General features: G+C 58.6%; 13 protein-coding genes. 3 read left to right on the forward strand and 10 right to left on the reverse strand.

Annotated features, from left to right (window positions below; all coding sequences use genetic code 11):
• The first annotated feature begins 236 nt into the window (after window positions 1–236).
• A complete protein-coding gene (locus tag JV241A_RS25500; RefSeq protein WP_134065069.1) occupies window positions 237–1,052 on the forward strand; it encodes a type 1 glutamine amidotransferase in 816 nt (271 codons plus the stop codon).
• A 47-nt stretch (window positions 1,053–1,099) separates the two neighbouring features.
• Here JV241A_RS25500 and solA read toward each other — a convergent pair whose 3' ends face one another.
• The 6 genes from solA to JV241A_RS25530 form a co-directional block, all read right to left on the reverse strand.
• Window positions 1,100–2,254 (reverse strand): N-methyl-L-tryptophan oxidase, encoded by a 1,155-nt coding sequence (gene solA, locus JV241A_RS25505; RefSeq protein WP_134065071.1) that lies wholly within the window; start codon window positions 2,252–2,254, stop codon window positions 1,100–1,102.
• Window positions 2,255–2,273: 19 nt separating this feature from the next.
• Window positions 2,274–3,206 (reverse strand): rarD protein, encoded by a 933-nt coding sequence (locus JV241A_RS25510; protein ID WP_134065073.1) that lies wholly within the window; start codon window positions 3,204–3,206, stop codon window positions 2,274–2,276.
• Complete coding sequence (locus tag JV241A_RS25515; protein WP_134065075.1) at window positions 3,175–4,038, reverse strand: methyltransferase; 864 nt, start codon at window positions 4,036–4,038, stop codon at window positions 3,175–3,177. The genes JV241A_RS25510 and JV241A_RS25515 overlap by 32 nt, the downstream gene beginning before the upstream one ends.
• Window positions 4,019–4,849: a pyrroline-5-carboxylate reductase gene (locus tag JV241A_RS25520; RefSeq protein ID WP_134065077.1), complete on the reverse strand. Its 831-nt coding sequence runs from the start codon at window positions 4,847–4,849 to the stop codon at window positions 4,019–4,021. The genes JV241A_RS25515 and JV241A_RS25520 overlap by 20 nt, the downstream gene beginning before the upstream one ends.
• 339 nt (window positions 4,850–5,188) lie before the next feature.
• On the reverse strand, window positions 5,189–5,827 hold the full coding sequence (locus JV241A_RS25525; RefSeq protein ID WP_134065079.1) for a hypothetical protein: 639 nt from the start codon (window positions 5,825–5,827) through the stop codon (window positions 5,189–5,191).
• A gap of 112 nt (window positions 5,828–5,939) precedes the next feature.
• Window positions 5,940–6,644: an MOSC domain-containing protein gene (locus JV241A_RS25530; protein ID WP_134065081.1), complete on the reverse strand. Its 705-nt coding sequence runs from the start codon at window positions 6,642–6,644 to the stop codon at window positions 5,940–5,942.
• A gap of 144 nt (window positions 6,645–6,788) precedes the next feature.
• Between JV241A_RS25530 and JV241A_RS25535 the strand changes: the two genes are divergently transcribed.
• Window positions 6,789–7,175, forward strand: coding sequence for a hypothetical protein (locus JV241A_RS25535; protein ID WP_177414930.1), 387 nt, complete (start codon window positions 6,789–6,791; stop codon window positions 7,173–7,175).
• A 28-nt stretch (window positions 7,176–7,203) separates the two neighbouring features.
• Here the strand turns inward: JV241A_RS25535 and JV241A_RS25540 are convergent, their stop codons facing one another.
• Window positions 7,204–8,148: a DMT family transporter gene (locus tag JV241A_RS25540; RefSeq protein ID WP_115086824.1), complete on the reverse strand. Its 945-nt coding sequence runs from the start codon at window positions 8,146–8,148 to the stop codon at window positions 7,204–7,206.
• Window positions 8,149–8,298: 150 nt separating this feature from the next.
• Here JV241A_RS25540 and gcvA point away from each other — a divergent pair, with 150 nt between their 5' ends.
• Window positions 8,299–9,168 (forward strand): transcriptional regulator GcvA, encoded by an 870-nt coding sequence (gene gcvA, locus JV241A_RS25545; protein ID WP_134065083.1) that lies wholly within the window; start codon window positions 8,299–8,301, stop codon window positions 9,166–9,168.
• A 39-nt stretch (window positions 9,169–9,207) separates the two neighbouring features.
• Here the strand turns inward: gcvA and JV241A_RS25550 are convergent, their stop codons facing one another.
• The 3 genes from JV241A_RS25550 to JV241A_RS25560 form a co-directional block, all read right to left on the reverse strand.
• Entirely contained in the window at window positions 9,208–11,649 is a 2,442-nt protein-coding gene (locus tag JV241A_RS25550; RefSeq protein ID WP_134065350.1) for a TonB-dependent siderophore receptor, read from the reverse strand.
• Between the two features lie 87 nt (window positions 11,650–11,736).
• Window positions 11,737–12,711 carry a FecR family protein gene (locus JV241A_RS25555; protein ID WP_134065085.1) on the reverse strand — a complete coding sequence of 325 codons (975 nt, stop codon included), beginning with the start codon at window positions 12,709–12,711 and terminating at the stop codon, window positions 11,737–11,739.
• A complete protein-coding gene (locus JV241A_RS25560) occupies window positions 12,708–13,214 on the reverse strand; it encodes a sigma-70 family RNA polymerase sigma factor (protein ID WP_134065087.1) in 507 nt (168 codons plus the stop codon). Before JV241A_RS25560 ends, JV241A_RS25555 begins: the two co-directional genes overlap by 4 nt.
• Window positions 13,215–13,229 lie beyond the last annotated feature (15 nt).

Below are 13,229 nucleotides of genomic sequence, written 5' to 3' on the forward strand. Positions count from 1 at the left end.
CACACCGGTTACCGGGGCCTGCAGCCAATAATTGCATTCAGGCAATCTCAAGCTTCGCCCGTGCAATCTGAAGTCGTTTGACATATTAAACGGCTCTGGCAAGCTATATGACAGGTTTCGACCGGATACAGCCCCTTGCTTGGCGTACCGGCAGTGCTCGAAACCTCAGGCAGCGCAAAGGCTTCAGCGGCGCGCCTGCACAATAATGACAGGCTGCGCCTGTCCCAAGGTGACATATGCCCAACAGCAACATTGGCAATAAGAATCAAACCTCTCGCAAACCCGTCGTGCTGATGACCATGGGCTCCCAGGAGCGCAAAGGCCACGACTATCAGGTAATGACCCACAAATACATCGTACCGCTGGTTGAACACGCCGGTTGCGTACCTGTGCTGGTGCCGACCTGCTGCGGCACAGACGACCTCGAAGCCTACCTGGACATGGCTGACGGTGTTTACCTGACCGGCGCCGGCAGCAACATCGACCCGGCCCTTTATGGCCAGGAGAATGAAACCCCAGGCAAGGCCCAGGACCGTGACCGCGACCTGTTCGACCTGCCGCTGGTGCAACTGGCCATCGCCCGTGGCCTGCCGATCTTCGGCATCTGCCGTGGCATGCAGGAAATCAACGTGGCCCTGGGTGGTGACATCTACCAGAAGGTCTACGCCGAGCCAGGCTTCAACGACCACCGGGAAAACCCGGACGATCCGGTCGACGTGCAGTACAGCGCTGTTCACAGCGTCAAACTGGAGCAAGGCAGCTGGCTGCACAAGCTGCTGCAGAGCGATGAAATCCGCGTCAACTCGCTGCACGGCCAGGGCCTGAAAAACCTCGGCGAAGGCATCGAACCCCTGGCCCGCGCCGAAGACGGCCTGGTCGAAGCCATCCATGCCCCGAGCCTGTCGCCTTTCCTCTTCGCGGTGCAATGGCACCCGGAATGGCAAGCGGCGAAAAACCCGGACTCGGTGAAGATGTTCCAGGCCTTTGGTGAAGCCTGCCGCAAGCAGGCTGCCAAGGGTCAGGCGGTGAAGAAGCTGGGTACGGCTGCCTGATTGTTGATTGAACTGGTTCCTTCGTGATTCGTTGGGACCAGTTTGGTTTACTTTGACGAAAATCGGTCAATACCAAATGAATCAATCGCCACAGGTGGAGTCTCGCCCACTACCAAACTAGCAAGTACATCTCCAATCGCGGGTGCAAACTTAAATCCGTGACCTGAGCATGCAGAAGCCGCAAACATATTCTCATATCCTTGCACCCTACCGATACAGAAAGACTCGTCTTGACTCATTGTATAAATGCACGCCTTAGCTTTTGCGGGCATCATCTCTAGACCTGGAAGTATTCCACTCACGCTCTCGCTAATTTCTTTTACCAACAATAGCGACACCTCCTCTGAATTGGCACCTAGCATGCAAGAGGTTTGCTGACGATTATGAAACCCAATTTTTACACCCGGCTCCTTATGACTAATAGATGGCAACCCATACAGCAGCCCTCCATTACTCAGCTCATACAGAAACACCGGAAAATTCAAGTTATTAAAATGTGAAGCCATTCCTTTCCTCGGCTCGAACCAACAAACAGGAACCCTTCGGGGCAAAAGACGCGCCTTCAATTCTGGAACCCAGTCAGATAGCCACGGGCCTGCAGTTAATACAATAGAATTCGTTGTTACACACCGCCCACGACGGGTATAAACCCTAAACCCCTTGTGCTGCTTGCTAATACACACAACTGCATCACCATACAACAGCTCTGCCCCTTGACGAGTTGCCACCAATAACATTTTCGACCTTGCCCCCTGAGCAGCAATAGCGTAAGCACCTGGCTCATATACGGCATGACAGTTACTATCAACACTAAAGACGGGCAATGAGATTTTAACTTGCCGGGCACTCCATTCAGTATGTTCGACCAATGCCCGCCTTGCCGTATCAATACTGCCTGCAACCATGCCTGATCCTTTCGGACCAATAAAAACTCCCCCGGTCTCATAAATCAAAGGCGTTGCCGATAATTCCTGCAGACTTCGCCATCGCTGGTCAGCATGATTGAGCATGGAAATATACTGCTCTCCCTCCCAGTAAGCACGGCGAAAAATACGAGATGCGCCATGTGAAGAGCCTTCGCAATGCCCTGGCGCGCGAGCTTCAATACCTAATACTCGTAAATTTTGCTCTGCTAACCCCCAAAGCGTCGCTTCGCCCATCACACCCAGCCCAACGACAACCACATCGTAGATGGTTCCCACTACGCGCCCTCCTCCGATATTAAAATAACTTTTTTGCTGCAGAGAGCACCAGAGGAAAAATCATGAGGCCCCATACGGCTAGCACGACAATCACGACCGCCATGCTTAACGACTGCTGAAAGACGACTGATGCCAAAATAAACTGAGTTATAGGCAGCACAAACTGAAATACACTCATCACTGTTAAAGACAGATGCTTAACTGCATAAGCCAATAGCACCAATGGAAAGACCGAAACAAAACCAGAAAAAACAATAGATACCTTAGGAAAACCAAACACAGCGCTAGGTAACTCTAAACGCCATAACGCCATTGCGACAACTAACAAGCAACCCGATGCTAGAACCCCAGCCTCCAACGCACTCCCACTCAATACATCAAGCGAAGAAAACTTCTTCAAACAAACATACCCACCCCAACTAGCTGCTATTGCCAGATACACGCCATGCTGCAGTTCCTTTGAGCACATAACAAGAAACGCTACCCCACCCCCAACAAGAAGATAAACCATAACATGCTGACGACTTAACCTTTCATTTAGCCCCCAAACGCTTATCATCACAGTGACGCAGGGAGCAATGAGGTAACCCAATCCTGTCTCCAGCACATATCCCTGTACAGAGGCCCAAATAAATACACCCCAATTTACTACCAACAGCAGAGCAGCAGAAGCGTGAAGAGTTATGCTTCTCTTATTCAACTTCCCGCACAACCCCTTCAACCCCCCGACAACCATGAGCACGAGCAGCAGCAACGCCAATGAAAGAAAAATCCTATAAGCAAGCAACACCACTGGCGCCATCTGCCCCTGCGCATTCCAATACAACGATGAACCACCTAGCCAAATGTTTGCTCCAAGCCCTGCAAAAACCGCCAACAACTTTGAGCGCACCTTCGGAAAACGCTTCTTGGAAACCTCATTAAGGCGCATGGAAAAACTCAACAATTTCATAGGACCAATACATGTTGCCTTCTGAATCCGTTGAATATGCAGCCAACCCACGTTGTCGCAAACTTTGAAAACAATTCAATATCAGTCCCGAAAACCTGGACCACTCAGCATCATAGAGAAATAACGGAAAGGCGTGACGTTCTACAAGCCTATAATTTAATGGCGGAACACCATTGCATTCTAGTTTATACCGCTGAAGCACGTCCCTTATACCGACTAACGAGTTCAACCCCACCAGAGCGACACCCCCCCTATCTAAAACCCTTGGCAACAGATGGAGAAACCTCAACAAAACCTCATCCCCATAGAACATAGTGCGCAAAGGCATAGCAGTCGGCGCGTTGACTCCATGCAAACCCAACATCAATTCATCAGAGGGTGCGCGCCACCCTGGGGGATTAAAAACAACTCGATCAAACAAAAAATCACTTACCCCCTCAAAAAGATCACCAACCTCGAATGAAATACATTCATCCACAAAGTTATTTCGCTCATTTTGCCGCGCCAGCAAAACAGAGCGCTCACAGATATCAGTGGCACGAACATACTCATAACCTAATTGTCGTGCCAGCAATGCATGCACTCCGCTACCCGTTCCCACATCTAGAAAACGCAGACCTGACTTCACGTTTCCTGTCGACTTTACTAAGTAGGCACCCAACGCCAGACCTGCGGGACTTACTTCAAACACCCCGGGATTCCGTTTTAACTCCACGCAATGCCCCAAGCCAAAGTAAGCTGAAAGCGACGCGCCAATGAACTGTTTGGGAGGTGTTTGCTGCAACGGAAGTAAGCGCTCAACCATCCAGGCATTATCTATAAGACCTTCCATTTTCAGCCTCCTCCACCCTATAGCCTAACGATTGCGAGTGGGTCGTCGCCTTCAGCAAAGCATCGCCTACAACACCTTTAAAATTATTGCGCTCCAATACGTCGACGGCGCGGGCAGTTGTACCACCGGGGGTCATAACCTCTCGGCACAGCTGCATAGGCCGCCTATCCCCCACTGACAACAACGAACCTGTCCCGCGAAAAACTTGACCTACAATAAAGGCAGATTGAGCGTCATTAAAACCATGATCAACAGCGAAGCACCGCATGCACTCAGCAAAGTAACTTAAATAGGCTGGTCCTCCACCGCATATAGCAGTAGCTGGATCCATCAGCTCTTCGTTCTCAACCCGGACAGTCTCTCCTATAAGTGAGAACACACGCTCAGCAAGCTCCAGGCAAAAAAATGAAATTGATGCCGCAGCGCAGAATACGGTCATGCTTTTAAAAATCTCTGCAGGTGTATTAGGAATCGCTCGAACCACATTACAGACTTGTAATGCATGCTCAATAGTTGCGATACGAACCCCAGCCATGACAGATATCACCAAACCTGGATGCCCGCTTAACACCGAAGTACTGCTAGCGAATTCCGCGAAGCGATCTGGAGGTAGCGCCAACACAATTGTCGCCCCTCCACTAACATCGCCTATAGAACTGGAAACATCCACACCCATAGCGGCAATTTTTTTGCGCTGTGATGATGATGAATCAACTACCAGAATCCTCGACTTCTGAAATCCTTTAAAGAGACCAGGTAAAAGGGCTGCCCCCATACACCCGGCACCGACGAGCACAATGTCATTAGACATACCGCCTCCTGCACATTAAAAAAACGTGCTGAACCAGCAGCTAAACTTAAGCTCCTCATACGCAACTAAAGTACAAAGACCTCTCTGGATCGGCACCTGTATTGAACAATTCAAATGCTAGACCAAGAAAAATAATTACTTGCATAAGACCATTCCGACTCAGGCGAAGGAATGGTCCTAATCACCTAAAAAATGTCAGAGACTGGATTTTTGGCTGTTAACTACCACGTCCTGAATTACGCCGGGCAAGCCAATCAGCTTTATGTATTCCTTCCGATAAACTTTTCGTCCGAGCACCACGCTGATCGCCTTATCCGTAATAGATATTTGCGTTCTAAATCAATTCCCCAAGCCCCAGCGCTCCCCCTTCGCCTCACCAGTCCCCTTGAACCCGCCCTTGCCATCCGAGCGCCAGCCGCTGCCTTCATTGGCACCGGTACCGATGTAGCCACCCCGGCCATCCGGCTCCAGGCCCCGTCCTTTGTTCCTGCCGGTGCCTTCATAGCCGCCGTTGCCATCCGGCTTGTAACCGCGTCCGGTATACAACCCGGTGCCCTCGTAACCGCCCCTGCCGTCGGCCTGCCAGCCACCGCCGAATGCTTCGCGGCTGCCGGAATAGCGCGTGCTGTCATCTGGCTTGTAGTGTTCACCATAGTTACTGCCGGTACCTTCGTAGCCGCCTTGGCCGTCGTCCCTGAAGCCGCTGCCGCGATTACTCCCGGTACCGCTCAGGCCACCCCTGCCGTCAGGCTCGTAACCGCTGCCCCAGTTGCGCCCGGTGCCCTTGAGCGAGCCGTCCGCCTGCATCTCGTAATCGCCACCGGCATTGCTGCCGGTGCCCTTGAAGCCGCCGCGCCCATCCGGCTCGTAGCCACTGCCAAGGCTCACGCCAGCGCCAACATAACCACCTGCCGCAAACACAGCAGTGCCCAGGCCGAGCACGACTGCGCCCAGCAACGATTGCATGACTTTCTTCATGGGGTATTCCAGATCCTGTGGAATCGAGAGGTGCCGACTGGCGGCACACTCTAAAGACCGCCGCCGCGGAAAAGATTCCAAGGATGCTGGCAATTTGATACAGGAGCTTATTTCAAGATATTTCGACGCCCGGCCCTTGCAGCCGCGGTGCCCAGTCCTCGACTTCGGCCTTTTCCAGACGCCGCGAAAGCGTCCGGCGCCAGGAGGCAGCCAACGGCAGTTCCAGGCACTGGCGAATGACCTCAAGGTCGACCTGCTTGTCGAAGAGCACTGACGACAAGCGTGCCACCGACCACTGCGGATGCGGCCGCTCGATCAGCGCGATGCTCATACCGGCGGCCAGCACGCCCTCCTCCAACACCCGGTAGTACCAGCCGGTGCGGCCGCTTTGCTGCACCCGCAGCGACATGTCGTTCACGCCAAAGCGGTCATTGAGCTTCCAGCACGGCATGCGCCCCTGGGAGATTTCCAGCAGGGCGCTGCCAGCGCGAAAACGGTCGCCCAGGCAGACGGTCTGTTCGGTCCAGCCAAAAGTGCTGAGGTTTTCGCCGAAAGCACCCGGTGCTTGCAGCAGCGGATGCTCGCCCAACTCCGCAGCCCAGACGGCATAGTGCTCACGCGGATAGTGGTGGATGGCCTTTTCGATCCCGCCATGCACCCGCAGGTCGCCCTGCTCGTCGCCGGCCAGGCCCAACACGGTCACGGCCACCTCGCCGTCGCGCGGGGTCTTGGCGATGGCGCTGGCTGAACCCGGGCGGGTGAAGGGCACGGCACGGCCGGTCAGTACGCTTTGCAGTTGTAGTTGCAGTCCCAGCATGGGCGATTCATTCCTCTACACATTTGGCCAGCTCAAACACGTCCGGCGGCCTCAACGCAGCGAGCGTATCGGATAAATTCGCTACCGACAAAGCGCATCATCGAGCCCATGGCAGAGAGCAACGGATTCGCTATGCTGCAAGGCATGAACGCCACCCTGCCCACCCGCACCCCCTGCCCGCCCGGCGCCTGCGATTGCGGTCGCGAGACGCTGCAGGACCCGCGCATCCTGCTGCTGACCCGCCAGGAAGAAAAGCGCCTGCTCGAACGCCTGGAAAACCTGCAGAGCCTGGCGGAGCTGGAGCACATGCAACGACGCTTGTATGAGCAGTTGGGCATTCGCGTGCAGATCACCCCGAGCTTCAATGAAGTGCGGACCATGCGTGGCATCAATATTCAAATCGAGGACCTGCCGGGCTTGTGTCGCAAGACCCGGCAGAATATTCCGGCGGCGATCCGGCGGGCGCTGGAGAAGCAACCGGAGATTGCCTACCGGCTGCTCGATGCCCATGACCTGTTGCGCGATGCCTGACACAGCAGCGCGGCAAGCTGACTGCGACCTAAATATCCCGGCCGATAAAACTGTCCGGATCCTCCGCCGCCACCCGCCGCCACTTCAGCAAGCGCCCATCGATCGCCGCCAACCCCAGGGCAATCAGCCCCATACCGATAAAGTGCCTGGTCTCCAGACGCTCCCCCAGCACCAGCACGCCAAGCACGATGGCACTGAGCGGAATCAGGAAGGTCACCAGCATCAGGTTGGTCGCCCCGGCCGTGGCCAGGATACGAAAGAACACCACATAGGCCAGCGCGGTGGAAAGCAACACCAAACCGGCCACCGCCGCCCAGGTTGTCAGGCTTGGCGCGGCCAGCTTCCAGGGTAGGTCGATCAGCAACGCCAGCGGCACCAACAAGACGGCCGACGCACTGATCTGTCCGGCGGCAGTGATCAGCGGCGCCACCCCCATGACCTTGAAGCGCCGCCCGTAAACCCCGGCCACGGCGTATGACAAGGCCGCCGCCAACACTGCCAGTTGTGCCCACAGGTTGCCGTCCAGGCCGGACCAAGCCGCCGAGCCAATCATGATTGCCACTCCGACAAAGCCCAGCGCAACACCGGCCAGCTTGTTGACGCTGATGTTTTCGTCCTCGGTCAGCAGGTGCGCAACGATCACCGCAAACAGCGGCGTGGTGGCATTGAGGATCGAGGCCAGGCCGCTGCCGATGCGGGCCTGGCCCCAGACGATCAGGCAGAATGGCAACAGGTTGTTGAGCAGCCCCATGGCCAAAAACGCCCGCCAGATCCGCCACTCTCGCGGCATGTACAGCCCCAGCAGCCGTACCAGCGCAAGCAGTACCAGCGCCGCCAGCCCCACGCGCAGCATCACCAGGGTGAAAGGCGGCAGTTCCTTCACGGCAATACCATTGAAGAAGAACGAACCACCCCACAGTAGCGACAGGGCAATCAACAGGCCCCACTCCCTCAGGCTCATGACTTTGTTCATCGTGGCTAACTCCTCAAACGGGCGATCGAGATTGAGCTCTGCTAAGGTCAATTGGCAGCCTCTGGAGCCCTTCAATGCCAGTATTCATGGGCACCAGCACCACGACAAACGAGCATTTTTCGCCAGATGATTGAGGTGAACTAAAGCATCATGACCCTACCCTCACTCAGCGCCTTGCGCGCCTTCGAAGCCGCCGCCCGGCATGTCAGTATCACCCTTGCCGCCCGCGAGTTGTGCGTCACCCCCGGTGCGGTCAGCCTGCAGATCAAGGAACTGGAAGCGGCCCTGGGCGTGCAGTTGTTCGTCCGCCGCCCGCGCAGCCTCAGCCTCACCCCGGAGGGCGAGGACTATTTCGCGCCCCTGCGCAGCGCCTTTCGCATGATTCGTGAGGCCACCAGTGCCCTCACTGCTCGCGCCAGACAACAGGTACTGACGCTCAGTTGCACACCCGGGTTTGCCGTACAGTGGCTGCTGCCACGGCTAGGCGGTTTCGAGGCGCAGCAGAGCGGTGTCGATGTACGCATCAGCGCCTGCAAGCGCCTGGTGGATTTCGCCCGCGACGGCATCGACCTGGCAGTGCGTCATGGCTATGGCCGCTATGACGGGCTGGTCGCCGAACGCTTGCTGGATGACGATCTGGTGCCGGTGTGCAGCCCGCACTTGCGCAACATCCACGCCCTGCACCAACCCGGCGACCTTGCCAGCGTGCACCTGCTGCACGATGAGCACCGCCACGACTGGCGGATGTGGCTGGATGCAGCCGGGGCGCCACAGGTGGAGGCCAGTGGCGGTACCTTGTTCGTAGACAGCAACGGCGCGATTGAAGCGGCCAAAGCGGGGCTTGGCGTGGCGCTGGTGCGCCGCGGCTTTGTCCAGCGGGAGCTGGATGAAGGCATGCTGGTGACGCCCTTTGCACAGGGCATCGCCAGTGAGCTGGCGTATTACCTGGTGTACCCGGCGACGGCACTGGAACGGCCGCAGGTGGCCGGGTTTCGTCAGTGGTTGCTGGCTTGTCGCTAGCAGGGATTGCTTTGCAGCCCATCGCCGGGCAAGTCGGTCTTACCAGTTATAGGTCAGGTCAGTGGTAATGGTCCGCCCTTCGCCGTAGTAGCAATCCACGTCACTGGTGCAACGGCTGACATACACCTTGTCTTCCAGGTTCTGCAGGTTGACCTGCAACTTCACCCCTTTCAGGCGCAATGGCGACTGCTGCAAATCGTAGGAGACCATGCCGTCGTACACGGTGTAGGACGGGATGCTGAAGTGGCCATCGGCAAAATCGGTGCCGTCACTGCCGCGCACATAACGTGCACCCAACCCCATGCCCAGGCCGGCAATCGGGGTATCACCGGTGAAGTGATAGTCCAGCCACAGCGATGCGGTCATCGGCGGGGTGCCCGACGGATGACGACCTTCACGGCCATCGTTGTCCTTGGTGTAAACCACGTCGTTGCGCGATACCGAAGCGATCAGGCCCAGGTTATCGGTGAGGTTGGCCTTTCCTTCAAGCTCGACGCCGCGTGAGCGCAGTTCGCCGACCTGGCTGTTGAAGCCGGGGTTGCCGACGTCGGCGGTGAGGATGTTCTGCTGGTTGATCTCGTACACCGACAACTGAATGAAGCTGTCCTGGCCAGGCGGTTGGTACTTGATACCCGCCTCGACCTGCTTGCCGGTGGACGGCTCGAACGCCTTGCCCGCGTAGTCGGCACCGCTCAGCGGCAGGAACGACTCGGAGTAGCTGACATAAGGCGTCACGCCATTGTCGAAGGCATAGCCAAGCCCCGCGCGGCCGGTGAACTTCTCGTCCTTGACGGTGGTATGGGTGCCAGCGATCGGCTCCTTGTTATCGGCCTCGGCCCAGTCGTAGCGGCCACCGAGGGTCAGGAACCAGTTGTCCCGCTTGAGCTGATCCTGCACGTACAGGCCGGTCTGATTGATGGTGCGGTCCCACTTGAACGGCTGGCCGAAGTTCATTGGCTTGCCGTACACCGGGTTGTACAGGTCGATGACCGGCGGATTGCGGTCGTACAGGCCGAGGAATTTGGAGTTGGAGTGGTAGTAATCAACGCCGATCAACAGGGTGTGGGCGACGTCGAAAGTGTTGAACTTGGCCTGGGCCATGTTATCGATGCCAAACACCTTGTTGCGCTGGGCCCAGTCGACCCCGTAGCGGGTCATCGCGCTCTGGTCGTCAGCCCCGGTGACCGGGTTGGGCACGAAGGCGTAGCCGTGCAGCGGCGCCCGGTATTTGTCATCGACGTAGGCGTAGCGGGTGTTCTGCTTGAAGGTCCAGACGTCGTCCAGCTCATGACTGACTTCATAGCCAAAGGTGTACTGCTCGCGATCGTAGGAGTTGACCCCCGGCTCGCCGATGAATCGGCTGCGCTTGATCCGCCCATTGGGGCTGGCAAACACCGTGCCCACCGCTGGCAGGCCCTGGGCTTCCGGCACGCCGTTGTCGCGCTGGTAGTGGCCGTAAACGGTCAGGCGCGTCTGCTCGTTGGGGTTCCAGGTCAGGCTCGGGGCGATCATGTAGCGCTGCTGTTCGACGTAGTCGGCCTCGCCGTTCTTGTCCAGGCCCATGCCGGTCACGCGGTACTGGTACTCGCCCTGGTCATCCACCGGGCCGGCAAAATCGAACGCGCCGTAACGCCGGTCCTGGCTGCCGCCACCGAGTTTGATTTCATGCAGCGGCGTCGCGGTCGGGCGCTTGGAGACCATGTTGATCAGGCCACCTGGCTGGTTCTGGCCATAGAGCACCGAGGCCGGGCCCTTCATCACCTCGATACGTTCCAGCGCGTACGGATCGATCTGCAGCGCACCGCCAGTACTGCCGCCGCCATAAGGCAGGTGCAGGCCGTCCAGGTACAGCGGCGTCGGGCTGAAGCCGCGGGAGGTCGGCTCGTCGAAGATCCCGACCCGGTCGGAGAAACCACCACCGGTGATACCCGGGGTGTAGCGCAGGGCCTGGGTGACCGTCTGCGAGCCAAGCGCCTTGATTTCATCCTGGGTGATGACGTTGATGGTCTGCGGCACTTCCAGCACTGAGGTGTCGGTCTTGGTCGCAGTGCCGGTGCGCTTGGCCACATAGCCCTGGACCGGCCCCCAGGCATCTTCGCCGGCGTTGGAAACGATCTGGGTCAGGCCCAGTTCCAGCGCCCCGCTCTGCTCGGCCGGCACCAGGTTCCAGGTGCCGCCGACGGTGATGTTGAGGTTGAGACCGCTGCCATTGAGGGCCTGGGTCGCCGCTTGCTCGGGAGTGAACTGACCGCTGACCGCTGCCGAGCGCTTGCCCTGCAACAGTGCCGGCTTGACCGACAGCACCCGGCCGGACTGGCGGGCAATGTGGCTCAAGGCTTCGCCCAGGTCCCCGGCCGGGATATCAAAACGCTGGCTGGCGCTGACGCTGCTGTCGGTTTGCGCCTGCGCGTACAGCGGCGCACTACTGCCCAGGGCGATGGCAAGGGCCAGCAGGCTGGGGCGGATCATGGAGTCGGGCATGGAGGTGTTGGCTCGTTCGAGGTTGTTGTCCATAACGAGGACACGCCAGTGACCGAATCCCCTCAGCGAAATCGTAATTATTTTTATTCAGATCACATCGATACGGGTCAGCCAGCCGCCAAAGCTGTCGATCCGGATCGGCAGGGTCTCGGCCAGGGAGCGCAAGGTGCGCTCGCTGTCATCCAGCGGGAAGCTGCCATAGACGCGCACCTGCGCGGCCTGCGGGCTGATGCGCAACAGCCCGGCGCGGTACGGGCGCAAGGCCTCGATCAGCTCGCCCAGAGGCTCGTCGCGGACATCGATACGGCCATCGGCCCAGCTCGCCCGGGTGCGCAGTGAGGCCGCCACAGGCTGGCTGCCGTGGCCATCAAAACGGAAGGCCTGGCCCTCTTCCACACGCTGGGCTGGCGCGCTGCCGCTGCTGAGCATGACGCTGTGCTGTTGCACCGAAACCAGGCTCTGGCGCTCTTCCTGGCGCACGCTAAAGCGCGTGCCCAGGGCTTGCACCTGGCCTTCGCGGGTAGCGACGATAAAGGGTCGGCCCGGCTCTGCGGCCACATCGGCTTGCAGCTCACCGTCGCGCAGCAGCACCAGCCGCTGCCCGGCGCTGAAACGCACATCCACCGCGCTGCGCGCGTTCAGGCACAGGCGCGAACCATCGGCCAGGGTGAAGGTACGCCGTTCACCGGTGCCGGTGCGCAGGTCGGCAAGCAAATCGCCCAGCGGCGCCACCCGATTACCAATTGCCCCGGCGCCCAGCCCCAGCAACAACATCGCCAGACCGCCGCCCAGTGCCTTGCGCCGCGACGGCGAAGGCAAGGCACGCAAACTGCGGCTGGCCATGGCCAGCTGGCCGGGGTTGCGCTGTTCGGCTTGCTGCAGATCGGCCAGGGGGTCGCCGAGCAAGGCATTGACCCGCTGCCAAGCGGCCTGATGGCCGGGAGACTGTTCGAGCCAGCTGTTGAACGCCACCAGCAACGGGCTGCCGGCAGCAACATTCTCCAGCTTGAGCAGCCAGTCCACTGCTTCGTGGGTGGCGCGGTCCAGTTGTGTGTTGCTCATTCCGGCCTCGCGCTCAGGCAATGCACGAAGGCCCGGCGCAGGTCGCGCTCGACCGTGGCCAGCGACACCCCCAGATGCTCGGCAATGCTCGGCTGGCTCATGCCTTCGAGGCGATGCAGGATAAAGGCGTGACGCACCCGCACCGGCAGGCCATCGAGCACGCGGTCGATTTCGGCCAGCGCTTCACGCACCAGCACCACGTCTTCGGCCGAGGGCATGCAGTGTTCGGGCAGGCACGCCAGCTCGTCGAGGTAGGCCTGCTCCAGCGCACGACGCCGAAACAAGTTGCTCAGCAGGCGGCGGGCGACGGTGGCGAGAAAGGCGCGGGGTTCTTCAAGGGCGGGCAAGGCGCTGCTGGTCATGGCCCGGACAAAGGTGTCCTGGGCCAGGTCCGCTGCATCGTGCGGGCAGTTCAGCCGGCGGTACAGCCAGGCGCGCAACCAGCGATGATGGTCGCTATAGAGGTGGGCGACGATAGCCTTGGAGTCGACAGAGCTCGGCACGAGGGTGATCACACA

Source organism: Pseudomonas sp. JV241A, from assembly GCF_900275665.1.
GTDB lineage: Bacteria > Pseudomonadota > Gammaproteobacteria > Pseudomonadales > Pseudomonadaceae > Aquipseudomonas > Aquipseudomonas wadenswilerensis.

Bases quoted from the DNA above. Each gene is read 5' to 3' on its own strand.
- JV241A_RS25555 (WP_134065085.1), bottom strand. From the start codon at position 12,711: ATGAGCAACACACAACTGGACCGCGCCACCCACGAAGCAGTGGACTGG.
- JV241A_RS25530 (WP_134065081.1), bottom strand. From the start codon at position 6,644: ATGCTGGGACTGCAACTACAACTGCAAAGCGTACTGACCGGCCGTGCC.
- JV241A_RS25525 (WP_134065079.1), bottom strand. From the start codon at position 5,827: ATGAAGAAAGTCATGCAATCGTTGCTGGGCGCAGTCGTGCTCGGCCTG.
- JV241A_RS25540 (WP_115086824.1), bottom strand. From the start codon at position 8,148: ATGAACAAAGTCATGAGCCTGAGGGAGTGGGGCCTGTTGATTGCCCTG.
- JV241A_RS25500 (WP_134065069.1), top strand. From the start codon at position 237: ATGCCCAACAGCAACATTGGCAATAAGAATCAAACCTCTCGCAAACCC.
- JV241A_RS25510 (WP_134065073.1), bottom strand. From the start codon at position 3,206: ATGAAATTGTTGAGTTTTTCCATGCGCCTTAATGAGGTTTCCAAGAAG.
- gcvA (WP_134065083.1), top strand. From the start codon at position 8,299: ATGACCCTACCCTCACTCAGCGCCTTGCGCGCCTTCGAAGCCGCCGCC.
- JV241A_RS25550 (WP_134065350.1), bottom strand. From the start codon at position 11,649: ATGCCCGACTCCATGATCCGCCCCAGCCTGCTGGCCCTTGCCATCGCC.
- JV241A_RS25520 (WP_134065077.1), bottom strand. From the start codon at position 4,849: ATGTCTAATGACATTGTGCTCGTCGGTGCCGGGTGTATGGGGGCAGCC.
- JV241A_RS25535 (WP_177414930.1), top strand. From the start codon at position 6,789: ATGAACGCCACCCTGCCCACCCGCACCCCCTGCCCGCCCGGCGCCTGC.
- JV241A_RS25515 (WP_134065075.1), bottom strand. From the start codon at position 4,038: ATGGAAGGTCTTATAGATAATGCCTGGATGGTTGAGCGCTTACTTCCG.